19 protein-coding genes are annotated in these 21805 nt (G+C 72.9%); 8 read left to right on the top strand and 11 right to left on the bottom strand.

The genetic code is table 11. The features are described from left to right. The first annotated feature begins 1 nt into the window (after position 1). Together BKA14_RS14850 and BKA14_RS14845 are read left to right on the top strand one after the other, a co-directional pair. Positions 2 to 706 carry a response regulator transcription factor gene (locus BKA14_RS14850; RefSeq protein WP_184956759.1) on the top strand — a complete coding sequence of 235 codons (705 nt, stop codon included), beginning with the start codon at positions 2 to 4 and terminating at the stop codon, positions 704 to 706. Beyond that, positions 703 to 1710, top strand: coding sequence for a sensor histidine kinase (locus BKA14_RS14845; protein ID WP_184951519.1), 1008 nt, complete (start codon positions 703 to 705; stop codon positions 1708 to 1710). The genes BKA14_RS14850 and BKA14_RS14845 overlap by 4 nt, the downstream gene beginning before the upstream one ends. Before the next feature lie 12 nt (positions 1711 to 1722). Here the strand turns inward: BKA14_RS14845 and BKA14_RS14840 are convergent, their stop codons facing one another. Then, positions 1723 to 4353, bottom strand: coding sequence for a putative bifunctional diguanylate cyclase/phosphodiesterase (locus BKA14_RS14840; RefSeq protein ID WP_184951518.1), 2631 nt, complete (start codon positions 4351 to 4353; stop codon positions 1723 to 1725). Positions 4354 to 4440: 87 nt separating this feature from the next. Then, positions 4441 to 5706: a right-handed parallel beta-helix repeat-containing protein gene (locus BKA14_RS14835; protein WP_184951517.1), complete on the bottom strand. Its 1266-nt coding sequence runs from the start codon at positions 5704 to 5706 to the stop codon at positions 4441 to 4443. Positions 5707 to 5904: 198 nt separating this feature from the next. Here BKA14_RS14835 and lon point away from each other — a divergent pair, with 198 nt between their 5' ends. Next, positions 5905 to 8184 carry an endopeptidase La gene (gene lon, locus BKA14_RS14830; protein ID WP_221477767.1) on the top strand — a complete coding sequence of 760 codons (2280 nt, stop codon included), beginning with the start codon at positions 5905 to 5907 and terminating at the stop codon, positions 8182 to 8184. Positions 8185 to 8222: 38 nt separating this feature from the next. Here the strand turns inward: lon and BKA14_RS14825 are convergent, their stop codons facing one another. Then, positions 8223 to 9101 (bottom strand): LysR family transcriptional regulator, encoded by an 879-nt coding sequence (locus BKA14_RS14825; protein ID WP_203722572.1) that lies wholly within the window; start codon positions 9099 to 9101, stop codon positions 8223 to 8225. An 88-nt stretch (positions 9102 to 9189) separates the two neighbouring features. On the opposite strand from BKA14_RS14825, the gene BKA14_RS14820 reads away from it, so the two are divergent. The 3 genes from BKA14_RS14820 to BKA14_RS14810 are packed head-to-tail and all read left to right on the top strand — an operon-like array spanning position 9190 to position 11447. Further along, positions 9190 to 9915, top strand: a complete 726-nt coding sequence (locus tag BKA14_RS14820) for an SDR family oxidoreductase (RefSeq protein ID WP_184951514.1) — start codon at positions 9190 to 9192, stop codon at positions 9913 to 9915. 19 nt (positions 9916 to 9934) lie between these two features. Further along, a complete protein-coding gene (locus tag BKA14_RS14815; protein ID WP_184951513.1) occupies positions 9935 to 10612 on the top strand; it encodes an HAD family hydrolase in 678 nt (225 codons plus the stop codon). A 34-nt stretch (positions 10613 to 10646) separates the two neighbouring features. Next, positions 10647 to 11447: a ThuA domain-containing protein gene (locus BKA14_RS14810; protein WP_184951512.1), complete on the top strand. Its 801-nt coding sequence runs from the start codon at positions 10647 to 10649 to the stop codon at positions 11445 to 11447. A 52-nt stretch (positions 11448 to 11499) separates the two neighbouring features. Here BKA14_RS14810 and BKA14_RS14805 read toward each other — a convergent pair whose 3' ends face one another. Genes BKA14_RS14805 through BKA14_RS43950 form a run of 7 tightly spaced genes read right to left on the bottom strand, consistent with a single transcriptional unit; the run spans position 11500 to position 19087 of the window. After that, the gene (locus BKA14_RS14805) at positions 11500 to 12051 is read right to left on the bottom strand and encodes a hypothetical protein (protein WP_184951511.1); all 552 of its coding nucleotides are present in this window, start codon (positions 12049 to 12051) and stop codon (positions 11500 to 11502) included. Between the two features lie 24 nt (positions 12052 to 12075). After that, a complete protein-coding gene (locus BKA14_RS14800; RefSeq protein WP_184951510.1) occupies positions 12076 to 13008 on the bottom strand; it encodes a DMT family transporter in 933 nt (310 codons plus the stop codon). Positions 13009 to 13040: 32 nt separating this feature from the next. After that, a complete protein-coding gene (locus BKA14_RS14795; RefSeq protein ID WP_184951509.1) occupies positions 13041 to 13808 on the bottom strand; it encodes a class I SAM-dependent methyltransferase in 768 nt (255 codons plus the stop codon). Beyond that, entirely contained in the window at positions 13805 to 14470 is a 666-nt protein-coding gene (locus BKA14_RS45040; RefSeq protein ID WP_184951508.1) for a FadR/GntR family transcriptional regulator, read from the bottom strand. The genes BKA14_RS14795 and BKA14_RS45040 overlap by 4 nt, the downstream gene beginning before the upstream one ends. Further along, entirely contained in the window at positions 14460 to 15647 is a 1188-nt protein-coding gene (locus tag BKA14_RS14785; protein ID WP_184951507.1) for an MFS transporter, read from the bottom strand. The genes BKA14_RS45040 and BKA14_RS14785 overlap by 11 nt, the downstream gene beginning before the upstream one ends. A gap of 33 nt (positions 15648 to 15680) precedes the next feature. Next, positions 15681 to 17042 (bottom strand): UTP--glucose-1-phosphate uridylyltransferase, encoded by a 1362-nt coding sequence (locus BKA14_RS14780; protein WP_184951506.1) that lies wholly within the window; start codon positions 17040 to 17042, stop codon positions 15681 to 15683. Between the two features lie 26 nt (positions 17043 to 17068). Further along, the gene (locus BKA14_RS43950) at positions 17069 to 19087 is read right to left on the bottom strand and encodes a serine/threonine-protein kinase (RefSeq protein ID WP_239093256.1); all 2019 of its coding nucleotides are present in this window, start codon (positions 19085 to 19087) and stop codon (positions 17069 to 17071) included. A gap of 232 nt (positions 19088 to 19319) precedes the next feature. Between BKA14_RS43950 and BKA14_RS14770 the strand changes: the two genes are divergently transcribed. After that, positions 19320 to 20258 carry an NADP-dependent oxidoreductase gene (locus tag BKA14_RS14770; protein WP_184951505.1) on the top strand — a complete coding sequence of 313 codons (939 nt, stop codon included), beginning with the start codon at positions 19320 to 19322 and terminating at the stop codon, positions 20256 to 20258. Further along, positions 20255 to 20755, top strand: a complete 501-nt coding sequence (locus BKA14_RS14765) for a cupin domain-containing protein (protein ID WP_184951504.1) — start codon at positions 20255 to 20257, stop codon at positions 20753 to 20755. Before BKA14_RS14770 ends, BKA14_RS14765 begins: the two co-directional genes overlap by 4 nt. Here BKA14_RS14765 and BKA14_RS14760 read toward each other — a convergent pair. Beyond that, positions 20752 to 21699, bottom strand: coding sequence for a methionyl-tRNA formyltransferase (locus BKA14_RS14760; RefSeq protein WP_184951503.1), 948 nt, complete (start codon positions 21697 to 21699; stop codon positions 20752 to 20754). The two genes, BKA14_RS14765 and BKA14_RS14760, sit on opposite strands and share 4 nt — an antisense overlap. Between the last annotated feature and the right edge of the window lie 106 nt (positions 21700 to 21805).

The raw sequence follows: 21805 nt of genomic DNA, 5'->3' as shown, positions 1-21805 counted from the left end.
GGTGGAACATCAGGTGCTGGTCGTCGACGACGACCCGACGGTCAGCGACGTCGTGCGCCGCTATCTGGAACAGTCCGGCTGCCGGGTGCGCCTGGCCGCCGACGGGTCCGCCGCCCTGGCCGCGGTGGCCGCCGAACGGCCCGACCTCGTGGTCCTCGACGTGATGATGCCGGGCCTGGACGGCCTCGAGGTGTGCCGGCGCCTGCGCCACGACCAGCCGGACCTGCCGGTGGTCATGCTGACCGCGCTGGGGGAGGAGGCCGACCGGGTGCTCGGGCTCGAGATCGGCGCCGACGACTACGTCACCAAGCCGTTCTCGCCCCGCGAGCTGGTGCTGCGCATCCGCTCGGTGCTGCGCCGGGCCGGGACGCCGCCCGCGGAACCGGAACCCGCCGCGATCTTCCACGACGGCGACCTGACCGCCGACACCGCCCGCCGGGTCGCCTGGCTGGGAGGCGAGCGGTTGCAGCTCACCGTGCGTGAGTTCGATCTGCTGGAGTTCCTCCTGCGGCACCCGGGGCGGGCCTGGTCGCGCGCCGACCTGCTCGGCAAGGTGTGGGGCTGGCAGATCGGCGACCAGTCGACAGTCACCGTGCACGTGCGCCGGTTGCGCGAGAAGATCGAGGACGATCCGGCCGCCCCGCGCCGCATCCTCACCGTGTGGGGCATCGGTTACCGGTACGAGGCGGAGGCCGGCTCCCGGTGAGGGACATGGTGCTGATCGGCCTGTACGCCCTTGCGGCGGGGGGCCTGGTGAGCGTGGCCGGGGCCGGTGCGCTGCGCCTGCTGCGCGACCGCTCGATCCTGGTGCACGTGGTCGCGCTGCTGGTGATCACGGTCGTCGCGGTGGCCGCCGGCGTGGCCGCGGTCGCCCGGGCGATGTTCCTGTCCGCCCACGACCTGCAGGTGGTGCTGGTCACGGTGACCGCCGCGGCCGTGGTCAGCCTCGCGGTCGGGGTGACGTTCGGCCGGCGGCTGGCCGTCGCGGCGGTCTGGGCGCAGGAGGCCCGCGACCGGGAACGGCGCCTCGAGGCGGGCCGCCGCGAGCTGGTCGCGTGGGTCTCGCACGATCTGCGGACGCCGCTGGCCGGGCTGCGGGCGATGGCCGAGGCCCTCGAGGACGGGGTCGTGCGCGACCCGGCGACCGTGGGTGAGTACCACCGGCGGATCCGGACCGGCACCGACCGGCTGACCCAGCTCGTCGACGACCTGTTCGAGCTGTCCCGGATCAACGCGGGCACCCTGCGCCTGGCGCCGACGGTCGTCCCGCTGCGCGAGGTGGTCTCGGACGCCCTGGCCGGCGTCGCGCCCCTGGCCGCGGGCCGGCGGATCACCCTGCTGGCCGCGGAGACCGGCTGGCCGCGGGTGCGGGCGGGGGAGCGGGAGCTGGCCCGGGTCGTGAGCAATCTGCTGATCAACGCGGTGCACTACACCCCCGAGGACGGCACCGTGCAGGTCGACGCGGGCCGCGACGCCGACGACGTGTGGCTGGCGGTCTCGGACACCTGCGGCGGCATCCCCGACGACGATCTGCGCCGGGTCTTCGACGTGGCCTTCCGCGGTGAGCGGGCCCGCACCCCGGACCGCGGCGCCGGGGGTGGGCTGGGCCTGGCCATCGTGCGTGGGCTGGTCGAGGCGCACGGGGGCCGGGTCAAGGTGCGCAACCACGGCGCCGGCTGCCGGTTCGAGGTGCGCCTGCCCGCGGCCTGAGGCGGCCCCGGGTCACGCCACGGCGACCTGTGAGCGGAGCCGGGCGCTCAGGTCGGGCCCGCTCATCGGGCGGGCGAAGTGGAAGCCCTGGGCGCGGTCGTAGCCGAGGGCGGCCATCCGGGTTGCCTGCTCCGCGGTCTCGATGCCCTCGGCCACCGCCTGTACGGCGAAGGCCCGCGCCATCTGGGCCACGGCGTCGGCGATGGCGTCCGAGCCGCCGCTCCCGGGCACGAACGAGCGGTCCAGTTTGATCTGGTGCACCGGGCATGTGGCGAGCAGGCTGAGCGTCGATGCGCCGGTGCCGAAGTCGTCCAGCGACAGCCGTACGCCGAGGTCGCGCAGGCCCTGCAGGTTCTCCGCGGTGGCGCCGCCACCGACCGCGACCGACTCGGTGATCTCGACGGTGAGGCGGTGCGGGGGCAGTCCGCTGTCGCGCAGCGCGGCCGCCACCACGTCGGGGAAGCCGGCGTCGCGCAGCTGCCGGGCCGAGACGTTGACCGACACGGTGAGCTCGCCCGGCCAGGTCGCGGCCTCGCGGGTGGCGGCGCGCAGCACCCAGGTGCCGAGCGTCACGATCAGGCCGGACCGTTCGGCGGTCTCGATGAAGGCGCCCGGGCCGACCAGGCCCTCGTCGGGGTGCTGCCAGCGCACGAGGGCCTCGGCGCCGGTGATCCGGCCGTCCGGCAGCGTGACCACCGGCTGGAAGTACACCACCATCTGATCGGCGAGGATGGCCGTACGCAGGGCGGTGGCCCGCCGGTTGAGTTCGGCGCCGCGCGCCTCCATGCCCGCGCGGTAGCGCTCGTAGCCGCCGTCGCCGCGCTCCTTGGCCGCGTACATGGCGATGTCGGCCCGGCGCAGCAGGTCGCCCGCGTCGTCCCCGCCGTGCCCGTCGACCACGCCGAAGCTGGCCCGCACGGTCATCGGCTCGCCGTCGACCACCGCCGGTTCCAGCAGGCCGGCGGCGATCCGGGTCAGCACCTGGTCGACGTCGGCCCCGGCCAGCCCGTCGAAGAGGATGGCGAACTCGTCGCCGCCCAGCCGGGCCACCGTGTCGGCCGGTCGCACGCCGGCCTGCATCCGTCCGGCCACGTGCACGAGCAGGGCGTCGCCGGTGGCGTGGCCCAGGGTGTCGTTGACGATCTTGAAGTCGTCCAGGTCGACCAGCACGATGCTGACCGGCTGCTCCGGGCCGGCGCCGGCCACCGCGGCCGCGACCCGATCGCCGAACAGCGTGCGGTTGGCCAGGCCGGTCAGCATGTCGTGGCTGGCCTCGTAGCTGAGCCGCTCCTGCACCGACCGGGTCTCGGTGATGTCGCGCGCGTTGCTGACGACACCGGCTACGGCGGGCTCGTGGGTCAGGTTGGCCACGATCGTCTCGAGCCACCGGTACGTCCCGTCGGCGTGCCGCAGGCGGAACTGGAACGTCGCGGTCCGGCCGGGCTCGGCCACCAACGCCTCGAACTGCCGGCGGACGGTCACGTCCTCGGGGTGCATCAGGGGTGTCAGGTCGGTGCCGACCAGGTCGTCGGGGTGGACGCCGAGCACGTTCTGCGCGGCCGGGCTGGCGTAGGTGACCGTGCCGTCGGGCGCGGCGATCGTGACCAGGTCGGTGGAGTTCTGCACGAGCCGGCGGAACCGCTCCTCCTGCACCCCGATCCGGGCCAGCAAGGCATCGTTCTGCCGGAACGCGATCAGCTGACGCACCACCACGATCACGGTGAGCGTGACCGCGACACCGTCGATCAGCATGCCGTCGCCGGTGCCCCGGACGTCGTGATAGACCACCATCGCGTCGACCGCGGCGATGGCCACGTACGGCATCAGGTTGTAACCGCGCCGCGCCCGCCGCGGACGGCCACCGGCCGCGCTGTCCACCACCTGCACCCGGGCGCCGACCGCGGCCGTCCAGGCGGCCAGCGGCAGCACCAGCACGAGCAGGTTGACGACGGACTCCCGGGGGTCGAGGAAGGCGATCGCCGAGCCGAGCCCTCCGATCACCGCCGACGCGCCGATCCAGTTGAGCCCGCGCCGGGCGAACGAGTCGACGCCCGACAGCACGACCCGGGCCGCCAGGTAGACGCCGTTGAGGCCGGCGCCCATGATGACGACCGCGGCCAGCACGCGGGCCGGCGTGACGGTGCCGCCGGCGAACTGCTGCGACGCCGCGAAGTGCCAGATCAGCAGCCCGGCCGCGGCCGACAGCGTGCCCAGGTCGAGCCACACGCCGATCTTGCGGGCGCGGCTGCGGGCGCTGACCGGCAGGCCGATCAGCGGCGCGGTGAGCATGACGCCGCCTACGATGTGCAGCGCCACCGAGACCGGCACCACCCAGACGGCGGCGCCCAGCTCGGCCGTGATCCGCAGCACCGCGACGCCGGTGAACAGCCAGGTCCCGATTTCGATCTTGCGCCAGTACCGCTGGACCACGGGCGCGGCGGCCGGGTCGGTCTGCACCCGCCGGCACAGCAGCTGGGTCAGCCCGATGATGGCGATCATCGGCAGCCAGTTCACCGGCGCGGGCCACAACGGTCCCGCGACCTCCTGCGCGAAGAACGCGATCAGATTGACGACCGACAGTGCGGTGGCAGCCTGGAACGCCCGATCGGCGAAGATCGGCGGGGAGCCGGGCGCGGAGGACACGTCCTACTTTCGGCAGCCCTGTGACCGAGAGTAGTTATTTCGCTACGGCTTGCGGCCTGCTGCTGTGTCGCGCTGATCGCGGGACGGTCAGCAGGAGGCCTTGCCGTTGACCTTCTCGGTGCTGTGCCGCTGGTAGCCCACCTCGGCCCCGCCCTTGAGGTAGAGGCTGTTGCAACGGTGGCTGGCCGGCGTGCGGTGGGCGACGAAGCTGGCCGTGGTGACCGTGTTGCCCTCGAACGTCACGTGGCTCAGGTCGCCGTCGAGGATGGGCGGGTCCTGGGAGCCGGTGCTGGAGATGGTGTTCCCGGTGAAGGAGATCTTGGCGGAGGCGATGGCGAAGTTGTTGTCGGTGTGCAGCACCATGCCGCCGTGCGCGTTGCGGAACGTGTTGTTGCGGATCCGGATGTTGTTGGCCGACGAGTCGGGCTGGTCGGCGCCGATCTCCAGCACGCCCTGCGTGTTCGAGCCCTTGCTGTGGTGCACGTCCAGGTTGTCGGCGTAGTTCCACACCTCGACGAACCCGCCGTCGTGCCCGTAGTCCTGGCTCGGGGCCCGGCAGTCGGTGCAGCTGCTGTAGCCGATCTCGACGTTGTGCGCCTCGACCAGGAAGCCGACCGCACCGTAGTCGTCGTCGCCGCCCGGAGTGTCCTTGATCATGTGCAGGTCGCGCACGGTCACCTTGTCGGCGAAGGTGTCGGCCGCCCGGAACTGCACGCCCACACCCGCGTCGTCGACCACGGTGGAGCGCACGCCGCTGTTCGAGCCGTGCACCACGATGCCGTTCTTCAGCGCGTTGGTGACCCGGATGTTCTCGACGACCTGATAAGCCCCCGACAGCAGCACGACGCTCTCGTCGTCGGCCCGGCCGCCGTTGATGACCGGGAGCGCCCCCGACCCGTACGCGGTCAGTTTGATCGGTTTGGCCTTGGTGCCGTCGCCACGGAGCCGGACCAGCGTCTGCCAGCTGCACCCGCGGGCCAGCCCGACGACCGTGCCCGCGTCGAGCGACCGCGACGTCGCGGCGTCGACACTCCTCAGGGGCTTGGCCAAAGATCCGTTGTTACCGTCGTCACCTTTCTTGCAGTCGACGTGGATGTCGACCTTGACCGCGGCGGCCGTCGCTTTCGGCGCCGGCGGCGAGGTGAGGTACACGGCCGGCCCGAGGCTGGGGGCGACGCTGACGGTTGCTGAGGGTGATGGCGCTGCCGAGGTCACGGCGGCCGTCGTGGGGGCAGCGGTGCTGCTCACGGGCTTGGTTTCCGCGGGTGACCAGCGGGCGAAGGCGAAGACGCCACCCGCAGTGACCGCCGCGGCGGCGAACACCAGCGGGAGACGGAGTCGTCTGCTCAGCATGGCGGACACCCTAGCGGAACGGCGGCCATCGAGGTTTTGACCAGGATCGATGCCCGCTCGTGTTCGCTCGCAGTGAACGCCGGAAGATCCGCGAAGGCCCCGAGGTTGAGCCGCTCATACTCAACCTTTCGGAGGTGCCGGGTGGCCACCAAACGACTCCCCGTGTTGTTCCTAGACGACATCGTCCTGCTGCCGGGCATGGTCGTGCCGGTCGAGCTGGACGAGGCGGCCCAGGCCGCCGTTGACGCGGCCCGCACCTCGGCCGGCTCCGAGCTGCTCATCGCCCCGCGCCTGGAGGACCGCTACGCGTCCCACGGTGTGGTCGCGAGCGTCAAGCAGGTCGGCAAGTCCCGCGGCGGCACCCCCGCCGCCGTGCTGCGCACCGGCGAACGCGCCCGCATCGGCAGCGGCGTGACCGGTCCCGGCGCGGCGCTGTGGGTCGAGGCCGAGCCGGTCGCGGCCGTCGCGCCCACCGAGCACGCCCGCGAGCTCGCCGCCGAGTACAAGAAGCTGGTCGTCTCGGTGCTCCAGCGCCGCGAGGCGTGGCAGGTCATCGACTCCGTCAGCGCCATCGACGACCCCGGTGACCTGGCCGACACCGCCGGCTGGGCGCCCTACCTGACCAACGACCGCAAGCGCGACCTGCTGGAGACGCCCGACGTCGAGGCCCGCCTCGAGCGGCTGATCGAGTGGACCCGCGACTTCCTGGCCGAGTCCGAGGTCAGCGACAAGATCGAGCACGACGTCCGCGAGTCGGTCGAGAAGCGCAACCGCGAATACCTGCTGCGCGAGCAGCTCAAGGCCATCCGCAAGGAGCTCGGCGAGGACCAGGCCGAGGGCAACGACGACTACCGGGCCCGCGTCGAGGCGGCCGACCTGCCCGACGGAGTGCGGGAGGCCGCGCTGCGCGAGGTGGGCAAGCTCGAGCGGGCGGGCGACCAGAACCCCGAGGCGGGCTGGATCCGCACGTGGCTCGACACCGTGCTCGACCTGCCCTGGAACGAGCGCACCACCGACAACACCGACCTGGCGGCGGCCCGCGCCGTGCTCGACGCCGACCACCACGGCCTGGACGAGGTCAAGGACCGCATCGTCGAATACCTCGGCGTGCGGGCCCGGCGCGAGTCGCGGCACCTGGAGAAGATCGGCGGCCGGGGTTCGGGCGCGGTGATCCTGCTGGCCGGCCCGCCCGGCGTCGGCAAGACCTCCCTCGGCGAGTCCGTCGCCCGCACCCTGGGCCGCAAGTTCGTCCGGGTGGCCCTGGGCGGCGTGCGCGACGAGGCCGAGATCCGCGGCCACCGCCGTACGTACGTGGGCGCTCTGCCCGGCCGCATCGTGCGCGCCATCAAGGAGTCGGGCTCGATGAACCCGGTCGTGCTCCTGGACGAGGTCGACAAGGTCGGCAGCGACTACCGCGGCGACCCCGCGGCGGCCCTGCTCGAGGTGCTCGACCCGGCGCAGAATCACACGTTCCGCGACCACTACCTCGACCTGGACCTCGACCTGTCCGACGTGCTGTTCATCGCGACCGCGAATGTGCTGGACACGATCCCGCAGGCGCTGTTCGACCGGATGGAGCTCATCTCGATCGACGGCTACACCGAGAGCGACAAGGTGGCCATCGCCCGCGACTTCCTCGTGCCCCGGCAACTGGAGCGGGCCGCGCTGCAGACGGGCGAGGTGACCGTCACGGAGGAGGCCCTGCGCGAGATCGCCGCCAACTACACGCGGGAGGCCGGCGTGCGGTCGTTCGAGCGTCTGCTGGCCAAGGCGTTCCGCAAGGCGGCCCTCAAGGATCTGCCCGTCACCGTCGACGCCGGCGACCTCAAGGACCTGATCGGGCGCCCCCGCTTCACGCCGGAGTCGTCCGAGCGGACGGCGGTGCCCGGGGTGGCCACCGGCCTGGCTGTGACCGGGATGGGCGGTGACGTGCTGTTCATCGAGGCGTCACTGCTGCCCGGCGACAAGGGCGGGCTGTCGGTCACCGGTCAGCTGGGCGACGTGATGAAGGAGTCGGCGCAGATCGCCCTCTCCTACGTGCGGGCCCACGCCGAGGAGCTGGGCATCTCGCCCGAGCAGCTCGACCACCCGATCCACCTGCACGTGCCCGCGGGTGCGGTGCCCAAGGACGGGCCGTCGGCCGGGGTCACGATGACCACCGCGCTGGTGTCGCTGCTGGTCGGGCGGAACGTACGGGCCGAGGTCGGGATGACCGGTGAGGTGTCGCTGACCGGGCGGGTGCTGCCGATCGGCGGTGTCAAGCAGAAGCTGCTCGCCGCGCAGCGGGCCGGGCTGACCGAGGTCTTCCTGCCCCAGCGCAACGAGCCCGACCTGGACGAGGTGCCGCAGGACGTGCTGGAGGCGCTGACCGTGCACGTGGTCTCCGACGTACGGGAGATCCTGAGGACGGCCCTGGAGCCGAGCGCTCCTCGAACAGGATCACGTGCAGCTCACCCGGCACATTCGGACGTGAGTTGAGAGGACGCCGCGGAGGCTCGGGGCGGCGCCGCGGGACGTCAGCGCAGAAGGGCGTGGAAGTCGGCGATCAGGGGATTGGCGTCGGAGGCGCGGGTGACCAGGACGACCCGCGACGGGGCGGCGTCCTCGATCGGCACGGTGGTCAGACCCGGGCGTAACGCCGGGCGGCGGTCGCTGCGACCCAGCACGAGCACCGCCCGGCCCTCGGCCACCATGTCCAGTTTGTCCTCGAAGGACTCGTAGTCGGACGGCGCGTCGAGCACCGGCGCACCGTCCGGCCGCGGTTCGAGGCGGTCGAAGCTGTTCCACGGCGGGACCGCGGACGGGCACAGCGGGAAGGGCTCACCGGCGAGGTCGCCGACCCGGACGGACTCCTTGCCGGCCAGCCGGTGGCCCTGCTCGACGACCAGCACGCGGGGCTCGGCCCAGAGGTCGGCCAGGTGCAGCCGATCGGCCGGGTAAGGCAGCGGGGCCCGGGTGACCAGGGCGTCCACCCGCCGATCGGTGAGCGCACGGGCATCCAGCAGACCCACGTGCCGGGTGCGGATCCGGGCCGCCGGGTGCCGGCGCCGCAGACCGCGCACGGCCTCGGTGACGACCAGGTCGCCCACGTAGCCGACGGTGAGTTCGGCCGGGCCGGCCGCGTCGCGCGCCGCCGCGGCGGCGGACCGCGCGGCGGTGAGCAGAGCCTCGGCCCGGGGCAGGAACGCGCGGCCGGCCGGGGTGAGCCGGCTGCCCCGCGGGGTGCGGTCGAACAGGCGCACGCCGAGATGCTCCTCGAGGCGCTGGATCTGGCGGCTCAGCGACGGCTGCGCCACGTGCAGCACCGCGGCGGCCCGGCCGAAATTAGCCTCGCGGGCGACCACCGTGAAGTAGCCGACGAGGCGCAGGTCGAGGTCGGAGCCGGGCACGGACACCCTTGCAGCGTACTCATGCGCCCGGTGCATGACGGGTTGCCGAGCAGGTCTTGGACGGCCCGGGCCCGCACCGGCTTGCATGGACGGCATGGAGAAATACGACGGAGAACGCGTCCTGGTCATCGGTGGCAGCAGCGGGATCGGATGGGCGATCGCCCGCCGGTTGACGGACGGCGGCGCCCAGGTGATGGTGACCAGCCGCAGCGGCGGCGCGCCGGCCGCGGACGTCATCGCCGTGCGCAGCGACATCACCTCCCCGGCGGACATCGACGCCCTGGCCGGGCAGGTCGGGCAAACCCTCGGCGGGCTGGACGCGGTGTTCCTCAACGCGGGCATCCCGGGCAGCTCGTCGGCGCTGGAGGCGACGACCGAGGACGCGTACGACCAGGTCTTCGCGGCCAACGTGAAAGGCCCGTTCTTCACGCTGCAGCGGTTGCTCCCGCTGCTCGCGGAGGGCGCCGGTGTGGTGTTCACCACCTCGGTGGCCGACGAGCTGGGCATGCCGAACATGAGCGTCTACTCGGCGAGCAAGGCCGCGCTGCGGTCGCTGGCCCGCACGCTCGGCCGTGAGCTGCTGCCCCGCGGCGTACGGGTGAACGCGATCAGCCCGGGCGGCACCGACACCGGGATCCTGCACCGCAACCTGCCGGCCGCGGTGGCGGACGAGATGGTCGCCGGGTTCGCGGCCACCAACCCGATGGGACGCATGGGCACCCCGGACGAGATCGCCCGGGCCGCGGTGTTCCTGGCCTTCGAGGCCACCTACACCACCGGGTTCGAGCTCGTCGCGGACGGCGGCACGACGACCCTGTGACGCCGGGTAGGGTCGCGGGATGTTCGACGGCGTGTTGTTCGACTGCGACGGGGTCCTGGTGGACTCGGAGAGCATCACCAACGGGGTGCTCCGGGCGATGCTCCACGAGCTGGGCTGGGCGATCAGCGCCGAGGACTGCTTCCAGCTGTTCGTCGGACGCGCGCTGAGCGACGAGACCGCCGTCATCACCGCGCACACCGGGTTCGAGGTCACCGCCGAGTGGCTGGCCGAGTTCCGCCGCCGCCGCAACGAGGCGCTGGCGGCGTCGCTGCGGCCCATCGCAGGGGCGGTGGCCGCCGTGCACGCGATCGACACGGCGATGGGCGGGCGGATCGCCTGCGCCAGCGGCGCCGACCTGGGCAAGGTCCAGCTGCAGCTGCACAAGGTCGGGCTGGACGAGGTCTTCGCGGGCAAGATGTTCAGCGGCATGGACCAGCCGCACAGCAAGCCCGCGCCCGACGTCTACCTGGCCGCCGCGGCGCATCTGGGCATCGACCCCGTACGGGCGGCGGTCGTCGAGGACACAGTGCCGGGTGTCATGGCCGGCGTGGCCGCGGGCGCGACCGTCTTCGGCTACTGCCCGCCCGGCAGCCCGGCTCATCACCCGCCGAGAGTGCTGCTCGACGCCGGAGCCGATCACATCTTCACGAGCATGGCCGACCTGCCCGCGCTGCTCCCGGCGCCTTCCCGTCGCTGACCGAAAGTCATACCCTTCGATCTGAGGAGGGGTTATGAGACGTTTCTTGTTGGCCGCGATCCTGGTGGTGGCGGGGCTGAGCGTTCCCACCGGCCCGGCCGCGGCATCGGGACACCCACGATTCAGCGCCCTGGTCTTCTCGAAGACCGCGGCCTTCCGGCACGACTCGATCCCGGCCGGGGTGGCCGCGATCAAGCAACTGGGCGCGCGCAACCACTTCCGCGTCGACGCGACCGAGGACGCCACGGCGTTCACCGACCGGAACCTGGCCCGCTACGACGTCGTGATCTGGCTCAGCACCACCGGCGACGTGCTCGACGCCGCGCAGCAGGGCGCGTTCGAGCGGTACATCCGGGCCGGCGGCGGCTACGCGGGCATCCACGCCGCCTCCGACACCGAGTACGACTGGGCCTGGTACGGCGGCCTGGTCGGCGCCTACTTCCGCGACCACCCGGGCGGCGTCAACCCGCAGTTCCAGACGGCCACGGTCGAGGTCCTGGCCCACGACACGGCCGCGACCCGGCCGTTGCCGCGCCGGTGGGTGCGTGAGGAGGAGTGGTACAACTTCCGGACCAACCCCCGCGGCGCCGTACGGGTCCTGGCCGAGGTGGACGAGAGCACGTACGACCCCCGCGGCTACAGCGAACCCGAGGGGTCACCCGGCATGGGCCCGCACCACCCGATCTCGTGGTGCCACCGGTACGACGGCGGGCGGGCCTTCTACACGGCGATGGGCCACAAGGCCGAATACTTCACCGACCGGCTGCTGCTGGCCCACATCCTCGGCGGCATCCGGATGGCGGCCGGCGTGGCCCGCTTCCCCTGCGGACGCTAGTGCGGTTCACGGCTGGGACGGCCGCAGCCCCGTCCCAGCCGGCGAACGGGCCTCAGGCGATCCGCGGCTCGGCGTGGCGGAAAATGGCGACGGCGATCTCCTTGAGGTCGTCGGTGCGCAGTTGCGCGTCCTGATCGAGCATGATGCGCAGCGTGCCGCCCGCGGTGCGCACGTCGAGTTCGTGGATGCGCTCCGGCGCGTCCTCCGACCAGACCGCGCCCTGGCCCACTCCGGGCACCGGTTGCAGCTTCGGGTCGGCGATCCTCTTCTCGGTGCCTTCGATGGAGTAGGCCGTGTCGGAGTAGAGGATCACCACGGCCGGCGGCATGGGTTCGTAGTGATCGATCGCTTCGATGTCGGTGTAGAAGGGCGGCATCACCGCCGCCGGGTCGTACAGGTAGCCGCAACCCTCGGTCGTCTCGACCGGCTTGACCGCGGGCAGCCCGGTCGCCTGGAGCATCTCCTCGACGGTGACGTACGAGCATTTCCCGCTGACGGCGGGCAGGGACACCGGCGCCTCGGCGGGTGCCTTCCCGGACCCGGTGCCGCACGCGGACAGCAGAAGCGCGATCGCCGGGAGCGACCACCATGGACGTCGATTCACGGCGATCATCGTAGGGTCGGCGTGTCACCCGCGCCGGGCGGGGCGCAGTGCGGCCACCGCGGCCAGGATCAGGACGCCGCCGACGACGGCGGGCCAGGGCAGGCGCTCGTGGAGCAGGGTGGCGGCGAGCAGGGCGGCCGCCACCGGTTCGAGCAGGGTGGCGATCGTGGCCGCGGAGCCGCTGGTGGTGCGCAGGCCCGCGTAGAGCAGGCCGTAGGCCAGGGCCATGGTGGCCAGGCCGAGATAGGCGAGCAGGGCCAGCGACGGCAGGCTGGTGCCGGCCGCCGGTTGCCCGGCGACGGCCGCGATCACCAGGAAAGGAGCCAAGGCCACCGCGCCGACGGTGGTGGTGCAGGTGGTCAGCGTGACCGGGTCGGTGCGCCGGGCCAGGGAGTGGCCCAGCACGGTGGTGGCCGCGTACGTGATGCCGGCCGCCACGGCGAGGGCCAGCCCCAGGTAGGGGGAGTCGCCGCCGCCGGTGCCGTGACCCGCGGTCACGCTGATCAGCACGAGTCCGATCAGCGCGGCCAGCAGCACCGCGACCTGGCGCAGGGCGGGCCGGGTGCCCGCCCGCACGTGCTCGTGGACCGCGGCCAGGATCGGCGCGAGCCCCAGCGAGACGACTGTCGCGACGCTCACCCCGGCCAGCAGCACCGACACGAAGTAGAGACCCTGATAGGCCGCGGTGCCGCAGCCCACGGCGATGGTCCGGCCGGGGCGCCGGCGCAGCAGTTCCCGTGCGGTTGCCGTACGCCGGGTCAGCGCGGCGAACCCGGCCAGCGCCACGGCGGCCAGCAGCATCCGCCACGCGCTCACGGTCATGGCGCCGAGCCCGTCGCGCTCGTGCAGCAGAGTGACCGCCAGGCCGCCCGTGCCCCACAACACCCCGGCCGCGCTGACCTGCAGCAGCCCGAGCCCGCCGGCCCGCGCCCGGTCCGGGCCGGAGGTGACCACCATGCCCGCAGCCTAAGCGCCCCCGCTCCGATGGGTCAGGCGTGCCCCGGCTGACCGTCTCCGTCCCGGGCCGAGCGGGCGAGGACGCCGGTGATGTCGGCGACGAGATCGACCGTGGCGGGCAGCACCCGCGCGACGCTTTCGTACACCCGCTCCCGTACGGGAAGCGGCAGCGCCAAGTAGGCCGACACCGTCGACAGGTGACCGACGTAGTCGGCGGCGCTCACCGACAGGCGGCGCTCGATGGTGAACGGCTGGACGTCGGTGAACCACGGCGACGCCCGGAGTTCGTCGTCGGGCCACGGACCGGCCGGGATCGGGGCGTCGTCACTGTCCAGAAAGGGCCGGCGGGCCCGGCTGACGGCCTCGTCGAGGGCCGGGTCGGCCAGGCGCAGCGGGCCGCCGAACGAGGCGAAGACGCCACCGGGCCCGAGCATCCGGGCCACGCGCTGCCAGCGGCCGTGCGGCTCGGTCCAGTGCAGGGCGGCCGCCGCGTAGACCAGGTCGTAGTGGCGGCGGGGCCGGAAGCTCTCGAACGTGGCGGAGGCCGTCTCGACGTTGGCGGGCACGTGTTTGCGCAACTCGGTCAGCATGGCCTCGTCGGGCTCGACCGCCGTCACGGTGCCCACCCGCCCGGCGAGCAGGCGGGTCGCCTTGCCGGTGCCGGCGCCGATCTCGAGGGCCGCGGTGATCGGCCGGCCGGCGTAGCCGGCGACGACGTCGAGCAGCTCCGGGGGATAGCCGGGGCGGAACCGCTCGTAGGCCTGGGCGATCGCGCCGAAGGTGAGGGCCCGGTTCGTCATGGCGACTCCTGGTTGATCATCGGCTGGAGCAGGGCCGACATGGTGGCCGCGGCCCGGTCGGGGTCGGCCGCGACGATGGCCGCGACCAGGTCGGCGTGCAGCTGGGCCAGGTCGTCGGTCGCGCCCGCCACGTCGTGCAGCTGCACCTCCTCGAAGACGCCGAGCAGTCCTTCGTAGACGTCCTGCAGCAGCGGGTTGTGGGTGGCCGCGACCACCGCGCGGTGCAGGGCCGAGTCGGCCCGTACGCGCTCGTGCAGGTCGTCGGAGGTCCAGGCGGCCGTGCGGTCGTCGAGCAGCCTGCGCAGGTGGTCGTTGTCGGCCGGGGTGCGGCGGGTGGCGGCGATCCGGGCCGAGGCGGCGTCCAGGGCCAGCCGCAGCTCCAGGCTGTCGCGGCGGGACGTGACCGCGGCCTGCCGGGTGACCGAGGAACGCAGCTCGGACGTGGACACCACGAAGGTGCCGCGGCCCTGCTCGCGCCGCAGGATGCCGGCTTGCACGAGCGAGCCGACGGCCTCGCGGACCGTGTTGCGGCCGGCGCCGCTCCACTCGACCAGCTCGGGCTCGGTCGGGATCTTGCTGCCGACGGGCCAGGCGCCCTCGGTGATCTGGGCCCGGAACAGCTCCGTGACCTGGGTGCCGAGGCCGGCGCGATCAATGGGCACGCTGCAGCCTAACCGGCCGGCACGCGGCCCAGCCGGCGCCGAGGGTGATCAGCAGCGTGGCCGCGAGCAGCCCGTACGTGGCGTTCCAGCCGCCGGTGGCCTGGTGGATCGCGCCCAGGGCGAGCGGGCCCGCGCAGCCGATGCCGTAGCCGACGCCCTGCACCAGGCCGGACAGCCGGGAGGCGCTCTGCGGGTCGGCCGCGCGGGCGCCGATCAGGGTCAGGCAGAGCGGGAACGTGCTCACCCCGAGGCCGAAGGCCGTGGCCCAGACGAACGCGCCGGCGGCCGGGGCGGTCAGCATGCCCGCATAGCCCATGGCCATCAGGGCCGCGCAGACCACGACGATCGGGTACGGGCTGCGCAGGCGCTTGGTCAGCGGGGGCACGACGAAGGCGGCGATCAGGCCCAGCCCGGCGAACCAGGACAGCAGCAGCGCGCTCGCCGTCGAGCTCAGCCCGGCGTCCTCCAGCATGGCCGGGAACCAGGTGACCAGCGTGTAGACGTGCAGGGTGGTCATCGCCATCAGCCCGATCAGGCCCAGCACGAGCGGGGTCCGCCAGGACAGCGGGGCCGCCGGAGCCGGAGCCGGCGCCGCGCTGCCGCGGGAGAACGGGACCGTGACGAACCAGAGGACCGCCGCGACCGCGGTCACGGCCGCCCAGCCGCCCGCGGCCACGCGCCAGCCGTAGGCGTGCGCCAGCGGCAGCGCCAGCAGTGGCGCCGCCAGCTGCCCGACCTGCAGCAACACCATGTACATGGTGCTGATCGTGTGCAGCCGCTCGCCGAAGTGCTGCTTCACGATCGGGATGAGGATGACGTTGGACGCGCCCACCCCGGCGAAGGCGATCACGGTGGCCACGATCAGGAAGCTGGGCGACCAGGCGACGGCCCGCAGCAGGATGCCGGCGGTGGTGGCGGTGACCGCGATCGCCGCCGCCCGTTCCAGCCCGAGGCGGCGGGCCAGGGGAGGGGCGGCGAACGCGGCCACGGCGAAACAGGCGGTCACGATCGTGCCGATGGCGCCCGTCACCACCGGCCCGAACCGCAGGTCGGCCCCGGCTTCGCCGGTCAGCACGCTGAACCCGGTGACGGCGGTGCGCAGGTTGAGGGCGGTCAGGGCGACGGCGAGCAGGATGCCGCGGTGCAGCCGGGGTGGGGCGGAGACGGTCGTGGTCACCCCGCCAGCAAATCATGGGATGATGGGATGAATCTAGAGGGTGGCGCCGTCGTCGATGTGCCGCGGGCCGGTCACCGCGGCCTCACCCGTCACGACCACGTTCGCACCGAACGTGACGTCGCCCTCGACGACCAGGCGGGTGGCCCCGCGCAGCGACGGCGGGCCGGCCGGGAACCGCTTCTCGAAGCCGGGCATGAGCTTGTAGTGCTCCGGGTCGAGCGTCACGACCGGGCCCGGGCCGTCGTACGTGGGGACCATCCGGCCGTCGTCGGTCAGCTCGTAGGCGTCCGAACGCACCACCAGCAGGTCGTCGGTGGTCTTGACGGGCGCGAACCGGGTGCGCGGCACGAGCACCGGCTGCGCACCGGGGATCGACCCGATCGCCGCGCCCATCGCCGTCTCGAGCTGGATCACCGGCGTACTGGAAGGGTCTTTGGGGTCGACGGTCTTGCGGTTGACGATCAGCGGGAGCGCGGGCGCCGCCGGGTCCGCGGCCTGCAGGTCGTGCAGCGCGCGCAGGTCGATCCACAGGTTGTTGGTGTTGTAGTAGCGCCAGCGCTCGACATCGCCGAACGAGTCGTCGCCCTCGGGCACCTGCGCGGTCTCCCGCACCACGACCCGGCCGTCGTGCCGGGCCAGGTGCCCGCCCTTACGGTCGGCGGCGGTGCCGCGGACGGCCTCCATCGCGAACGGGATCTCGTGGGCGGCGATCCAGGCCGCGATGCGGACGTCGACAGTGGCTCCGAGGTTGTCCGAGTTCGACACGAAACACCAGCGCAGCCCGGCGTCGAGCAGCCGATCGAGGGTGCCCGTGGCGGCCAGAGCGGTGTAGAGGTCACCGTGCCCGGGCGGGCACCACTCCAGCTCCGGCTCGGCCGGCCACTCCACCGGCTGCCGGTCGTCGGCGCGCAGCTTGGGCTCGCGGCCCTGCAGGAAGTCGCGCGGCGTGTCCTGCTCGCGCAGCTCGTCGTAGCGGTCGAGGACGGCCAGCGACGGCCCGCGGGTGATGACCGAGTTCATCAGCAACAGCGGCAGCCGGACGCCGTACTGCCGGCGGACGGCCAGCACCTGCTGGGCCACGACGTCGAGGAAGCTCGTGCCCGGCTTGACCTCGAGCAGCGACTTGGGCCCGGTCAGGCCCATGCTGGTGCCGAGCCCGCCGTTGAGCTTGACCACCACCAGCCGGTCGAGGATCTCGCGGGCCTGCTCGGCCGGCGGCTCGGGCAGCTGCTCCAGATCGGTCACGTCGCGCAGCGGCTCGAGCTCGGAGCCGGGGAGCAGGCCGGCGCGGGGCTCGTCGAGTTGCTCGAGGCGCCGGCGCAGCGCCGCCAGCTCGGCCGGGTGCGCCCCGCCCTTTTCCGCCTTGGTCAGCGTCGCCTGGATATATCCGTCCATCCCAGCAATTTAGCCGCCCGCGGCGTTCACGGCGTGTAGACGAGGGCCATCCGGGTGACCGCGCCGCCTTCGACGGTCACCGCGACCATGGTCTCGCCGCTGTCCTTGTTGTCGCTGAACCACCGGGCGAACTCGGGCGCAGTCATCGGGCAGACCCCGCCCTTCGCGGCCTCCTTGATGCAGACGTCGCCGTTGGGTGCCTCCCATGTGAAGTACTTCACGCCGGGCGCGATCGGGACGGCGACCTTGGTGTGGCTGTCCTCGGTGACGTATGCGTGGTAGGTGCACCGGCCGTCCGTACGGGGAATCTTGAACGTCCGGCAGTAGGCCTCGCCGGTCATGAAGAGCAGGGGCTCGACCACTGCCGACGCGCGCCCGGCGTCGTACGAGTGCAGGGTGACCACCGACGTGGCGTCGCCCCGGGTGAGGTCGGTGAACGTCGGCCGGGGCCCGCTCGCGCCCGGCGCCGGGGCCCCGACCGCCACCACCTCGGCCCCGGTGAACGCGGCCCGCGCGGCACCGCCGATCGCGTCGTCGAGCACGCCGAACGTGACCCGGCCGGCCGACGGCGTCGACTTGCCGAGTTGCTGGGTCAGCCGCACCACGCCGTCCACGGCCACGGTCGCCGTCGTGCCCCGCACGAGCACCTCGACCTGCCGTACGCGGGCCGGCTCCACCGCGGGCACGGCCGCCTTGACCTCGCGGGTGACGCCGTCGGCGGTGTCCACGCCCAGCCGCACCTCGGTCTCGCAGAGCGACAGCAGGGCGGCGTTCTTCCCGTTCGTACGGAACCAGACGCCCGCGCACGCCTTCGGGGTGAGGATCGCCGCACCGACCCGGATCGCCTGGTCCTTCGTGAACGTGTCGGGCGGCCCCTGGCACCGGTAGACGGCGGCCATGCCGGTGGCCGCTTCGAGCCGCCCGTTGGCGAAGACGCAGCGGCCCTCGGCGTCGTAGAGCGTTTCGCGCCACTGGCCGGGCCGGTCGAGGCGGTCGGTCAGGGCCAGGCCGTCCTCGGCCCGCTGCCAGGTGGGCGCGGCCACGGTGGCGGCCTCGGACTGCCCGCTCCGCGAGTGGGTGACGAACAGCCCCGCCGCTCCCAGCGCCAGCACGGCCGCGCCGGCCAGCACGGCCCGGCGTACCCGGCGCGGACGGCCGCCGCGGCGGCGCTGGGCGGCCGCGGCCGCCTGCAGCAACTCCGGCCGGATCAGCTCGGTCTTGTCGCCGGCGTCCAGGTCGAGCAGCAGTCGCAGCAGCTCCTGGGCGGTGGGCCGGTCGGCTGGTGGCTTGGCCAGCGTGCGGGCGACCACACCGCGCAACGGCTCGGGCACCCCGGTCAGGTCGGGCGGCTGGGTCAGGATCCGGGCCGCGGTGGCGGTGGGGGAGTCGGCCCGGAACGGGGTGCGCCCGGTGGCCGCGTACGCGATGACCACCCCCCAGGCGAACACGTCGGCCGCCGGGCCGACCGCGCCGAAGTGCTCGTCGTCGATGCTCTCGGGGGCCATGTAGGCCACCGTGCCGACCATCTGATCGGTCCGGGTGTGCCGGCTGGTCGCCTCGAACGCGCGGGCGATGCCGAAGTCGATGACCTTGGGCAGGCCCGGCGCCAGCAGCACGTTGCTCGGCTTGAGGTCGCGGTGGATGACCGACGCGCCGTGGATCGCGGCCAGCGCCGTGGCCACCCCGACGGCCACGCTGTGCAGACTGCCTCCGGTCAGCGCGCCGTTGCGGGCGATCACCTCGGCCAGGCTGGGCCCGTCCACGTATTCGACCACCAGGTAGGGCGTGGGGTGGTCGGGGTCGGCGTCGAGCACCTCGGCCGTGCAGAACGGCGGCACCTGACGGGCCCGGTTGACCTCGCTGCGGAACCGGGCCCGGAACTCGGTGTCGGGCGCCAGCTCGGGCCGGATCACCTTGACCGCGACCCGCCGGCCACCGGGGTCCTGGCCGAGGTAGACCGCGCCCATGCCGCCCTGGCCGAGCCGCCCGAGCAGCCGGTAGCCGCCCAGTTCGGCCGGATCGCCCGGAAGGAGTGGATCAGTCACGCGCGAGACGATACAACGTCCGTCGATCCGGTCCGTCGTTCCTGCATCCTCGGACTGTCAGTCCCTGGATAGGTATGGCCTTCATCCGGCCGCCGGTTCGGGTCAGGCTGAACGGGCCGGGCCGGCGCAGTGGTTGAGGCGTCGCTCACAAACGGTTGCTACGAATTCGTAGCGTCGTATGCTCGGGAAGTGCTTCGAGTTCAAAGCATCTGACGTCGAGGAAGAGGATCCGATGAAGGCAGTGCGTTTCCACGAGTACGGCGACCCGTCCGTCCTGCGCTACGAGGACGTCGGGCGGCCCGAGCCGGGCGCCGGGCAGGTGCGGATCCGGGTCGCCGGCACGTCGTTCAACGGGGTCGACGGCAACATCCGCGGCGGCTTCATGCAAGGTCCGATCCCGGTGGCGCTGCCGCACACCCCCGGCATCGACGTCTCCGGCACGGTCGACGCGCTGGGCGAGGGCGTCGAGGGCGTCGCGGCGGGCGACCGGGTGATCGGCTTCCTGCCCATGACCGGCACCGGCGCGTCCGCCGAGTACGTGCTGGCCCCGGCGGAGATCCTGGCCGCCGCGCCCACGAGCATCCCGCTGCCCGACGCGGCCGCGCTGCCGACGGTCGGCCTGACCGCGTGGCAGGCCCTGTTCGACCACGCCGGGCTGACGGCCGGGCAGCGCGTGCTGGTCAACGGCGCCGGCGGTGCGGTCGGCGACTACGCGGTACAGCTGGCCGGGCAGGCCGGGGCGTACGTGATCGGGGTGGCCGGTCCGCGCAGCGCCGAGCGGGTCAGGACGGCCGGGGCCGACGAGGTCGTCGGGCACGACGGCACCGGCGGGGTGGCGCCGGTCGACGTGGTGCTCAACCTGGCCCCGGTCGCCCCCGAGCAGCTGGCCGCGCTGGCCGGGCTGATCCGCGACGGCGGCGTCCTGGTCAACACCACGGTGTGGATGCCCGCCCCCAGTGATGAGGCCCGCGGCGTACGGGGAATCGATCTCTTCGTGCGCAGCGACGCCGACCAGCTGGCTCACCTGGCCGGGCTGGTCGACAAGGGTGAGCTGCGGGTCGAGGTGGCCCGGCGGGTGCCCCTGGCCGAGCTGCCCGCCGTGCACGCCGACGCCCTCGCGGGGACCCTGCCCGGCGGCAAGGTCGTCGTCACGGTCGGGGCCGCCGCATGATTCCCGACGATGATCTGTCCCGGTCGCTGACCGTGGCCGACCCCGGCGATCCGGGCACGACCTACGTCTCGCTGGTCGGCAACACGTACGCCATGCTGATCACCGGCGAGCAGACGAACGGCCGGTACTGCCTGATCGACATGCGGGTGCCCGACGGCGGCGGCCCGCCCCCGCACCGGCACGACTTCGAGGAGATGTTCACGATCCTCGAAGGCGAGATCGAGTTCATGTTCCGCGGCGAGAAGCACACCGTACGGGCGGGGTCGACGATCAACATCCCGGCCAACGCGCCGCACAACTTCCGCAACGTCTCCGGCGCGCCGGCCCGGATGCTCTGCATGTGCACCCCGGCCGGCCAGGACGAGTACTTCCTGCGCATCGGCGACGTCATCGCCGGCGCGGACGCCCCGCCGCCGCAGCTCACTCAGGACGAGCTGATGCAGCGCCGCCGCCGTGCGGCCGAGCTCGCCGCGGACTACCGCAGCGAGTTCATCTAGACCTGGTTCGTGAGGTAGCCGCCCATCGACGTGAAGTAGTCGTGGGCGGCCAGCTCGCTGCCGTCGTCGGTGCGGACGCGGGTCACGAGCAGGGCGTGGTTGCGGCCGTGGCGGGCGTCGGCACCGGCCACGATCGCGACGCCGTCGCCCTCGCGGTAGAAGATGCGCCCGGGCGTGCCGCCGTAGACGCCGGTCGACACCTCGGCCGCGAGGATCTCCAGCCGGCGGCCCCGATGGTAGGTGTACGCGCTCGGGTAGGGCTCGCACTGGGCCCGCACGAGGCGGTCGAGGTCCTCCGCGGGCCAGCCCCAGTCGATGCGGCAGTCCTCGTCGGCCCGCTTGTGGAAGAAGCTGGCCTTCGACCTGTCCTGCTTGACCCAGTCGGTGCGGCCCGAGGCGAGCAGGGCCAGGCCGTCCACGGTGATCGGCCCGAACAGCTCGAGCGTGCGGTGGAACAGGTCGGTCGTGGTGTCGCGGGGGCCGACCGGGACCGCGCGCTGCAGCACGATGTCGCCCGCGTCGAGGGTCTCGTCCATCATGTGCGCGGTCACTCCCACCTCCTTCTCGCCGTTGATCAGGGCCCAGATCAGGGGTGAGAAGCCCGCGTAGGCCGGCAGCAGCGAGTCGTGCACGTTGAGCGTGCCCAGCCGGGGCAGCGTGTAGATGCTCGGCGGGATCCACGTGCGCCAGTTGGTGGCCACGATGACGTCCGGGGCGGCCGCCTGGAGCGCCTCGAGCAGCTCGTCGTCGTCGGGCCGGTTACGCAGGATCACCGGCACGCCGTGCTGCTCGGCCAGGCCGGCCACGGAGTCGTCCCAGATCTTCTCGTACGCGTGGTCGCTCCTGGGGTGGGTGACGACCAGCGTCACCTCGTGTTCGGAGTCGAGCAGCGCCTGCAGGGTGCGGTGCCCCCAGGTCTGGTATCCGAACATGGTGACCCGCATGGGCGATGTCCTCCTCGTTGTCACCGTCCCTGGTGGACGGCGTCCGGCCGGGTGTTCACGATCGATGGCGATCGTACTATAGTTAGCCTTGCCTAACTTGGGCACA

Source organism: Paractinoplanes abujensis, assembly GCF_014204895.1.
Lineage (GTDB): Bacteria > Actinomycetota > Actinomycetes > Mycobacteriales > Micromonosporaceae > Actinoplanes > Actinoplanes abujensis.
Note: the sequence above shows the minus strand (reverse complement) of the source record. Positions and strands in the feature narration are given on the sequence as shown.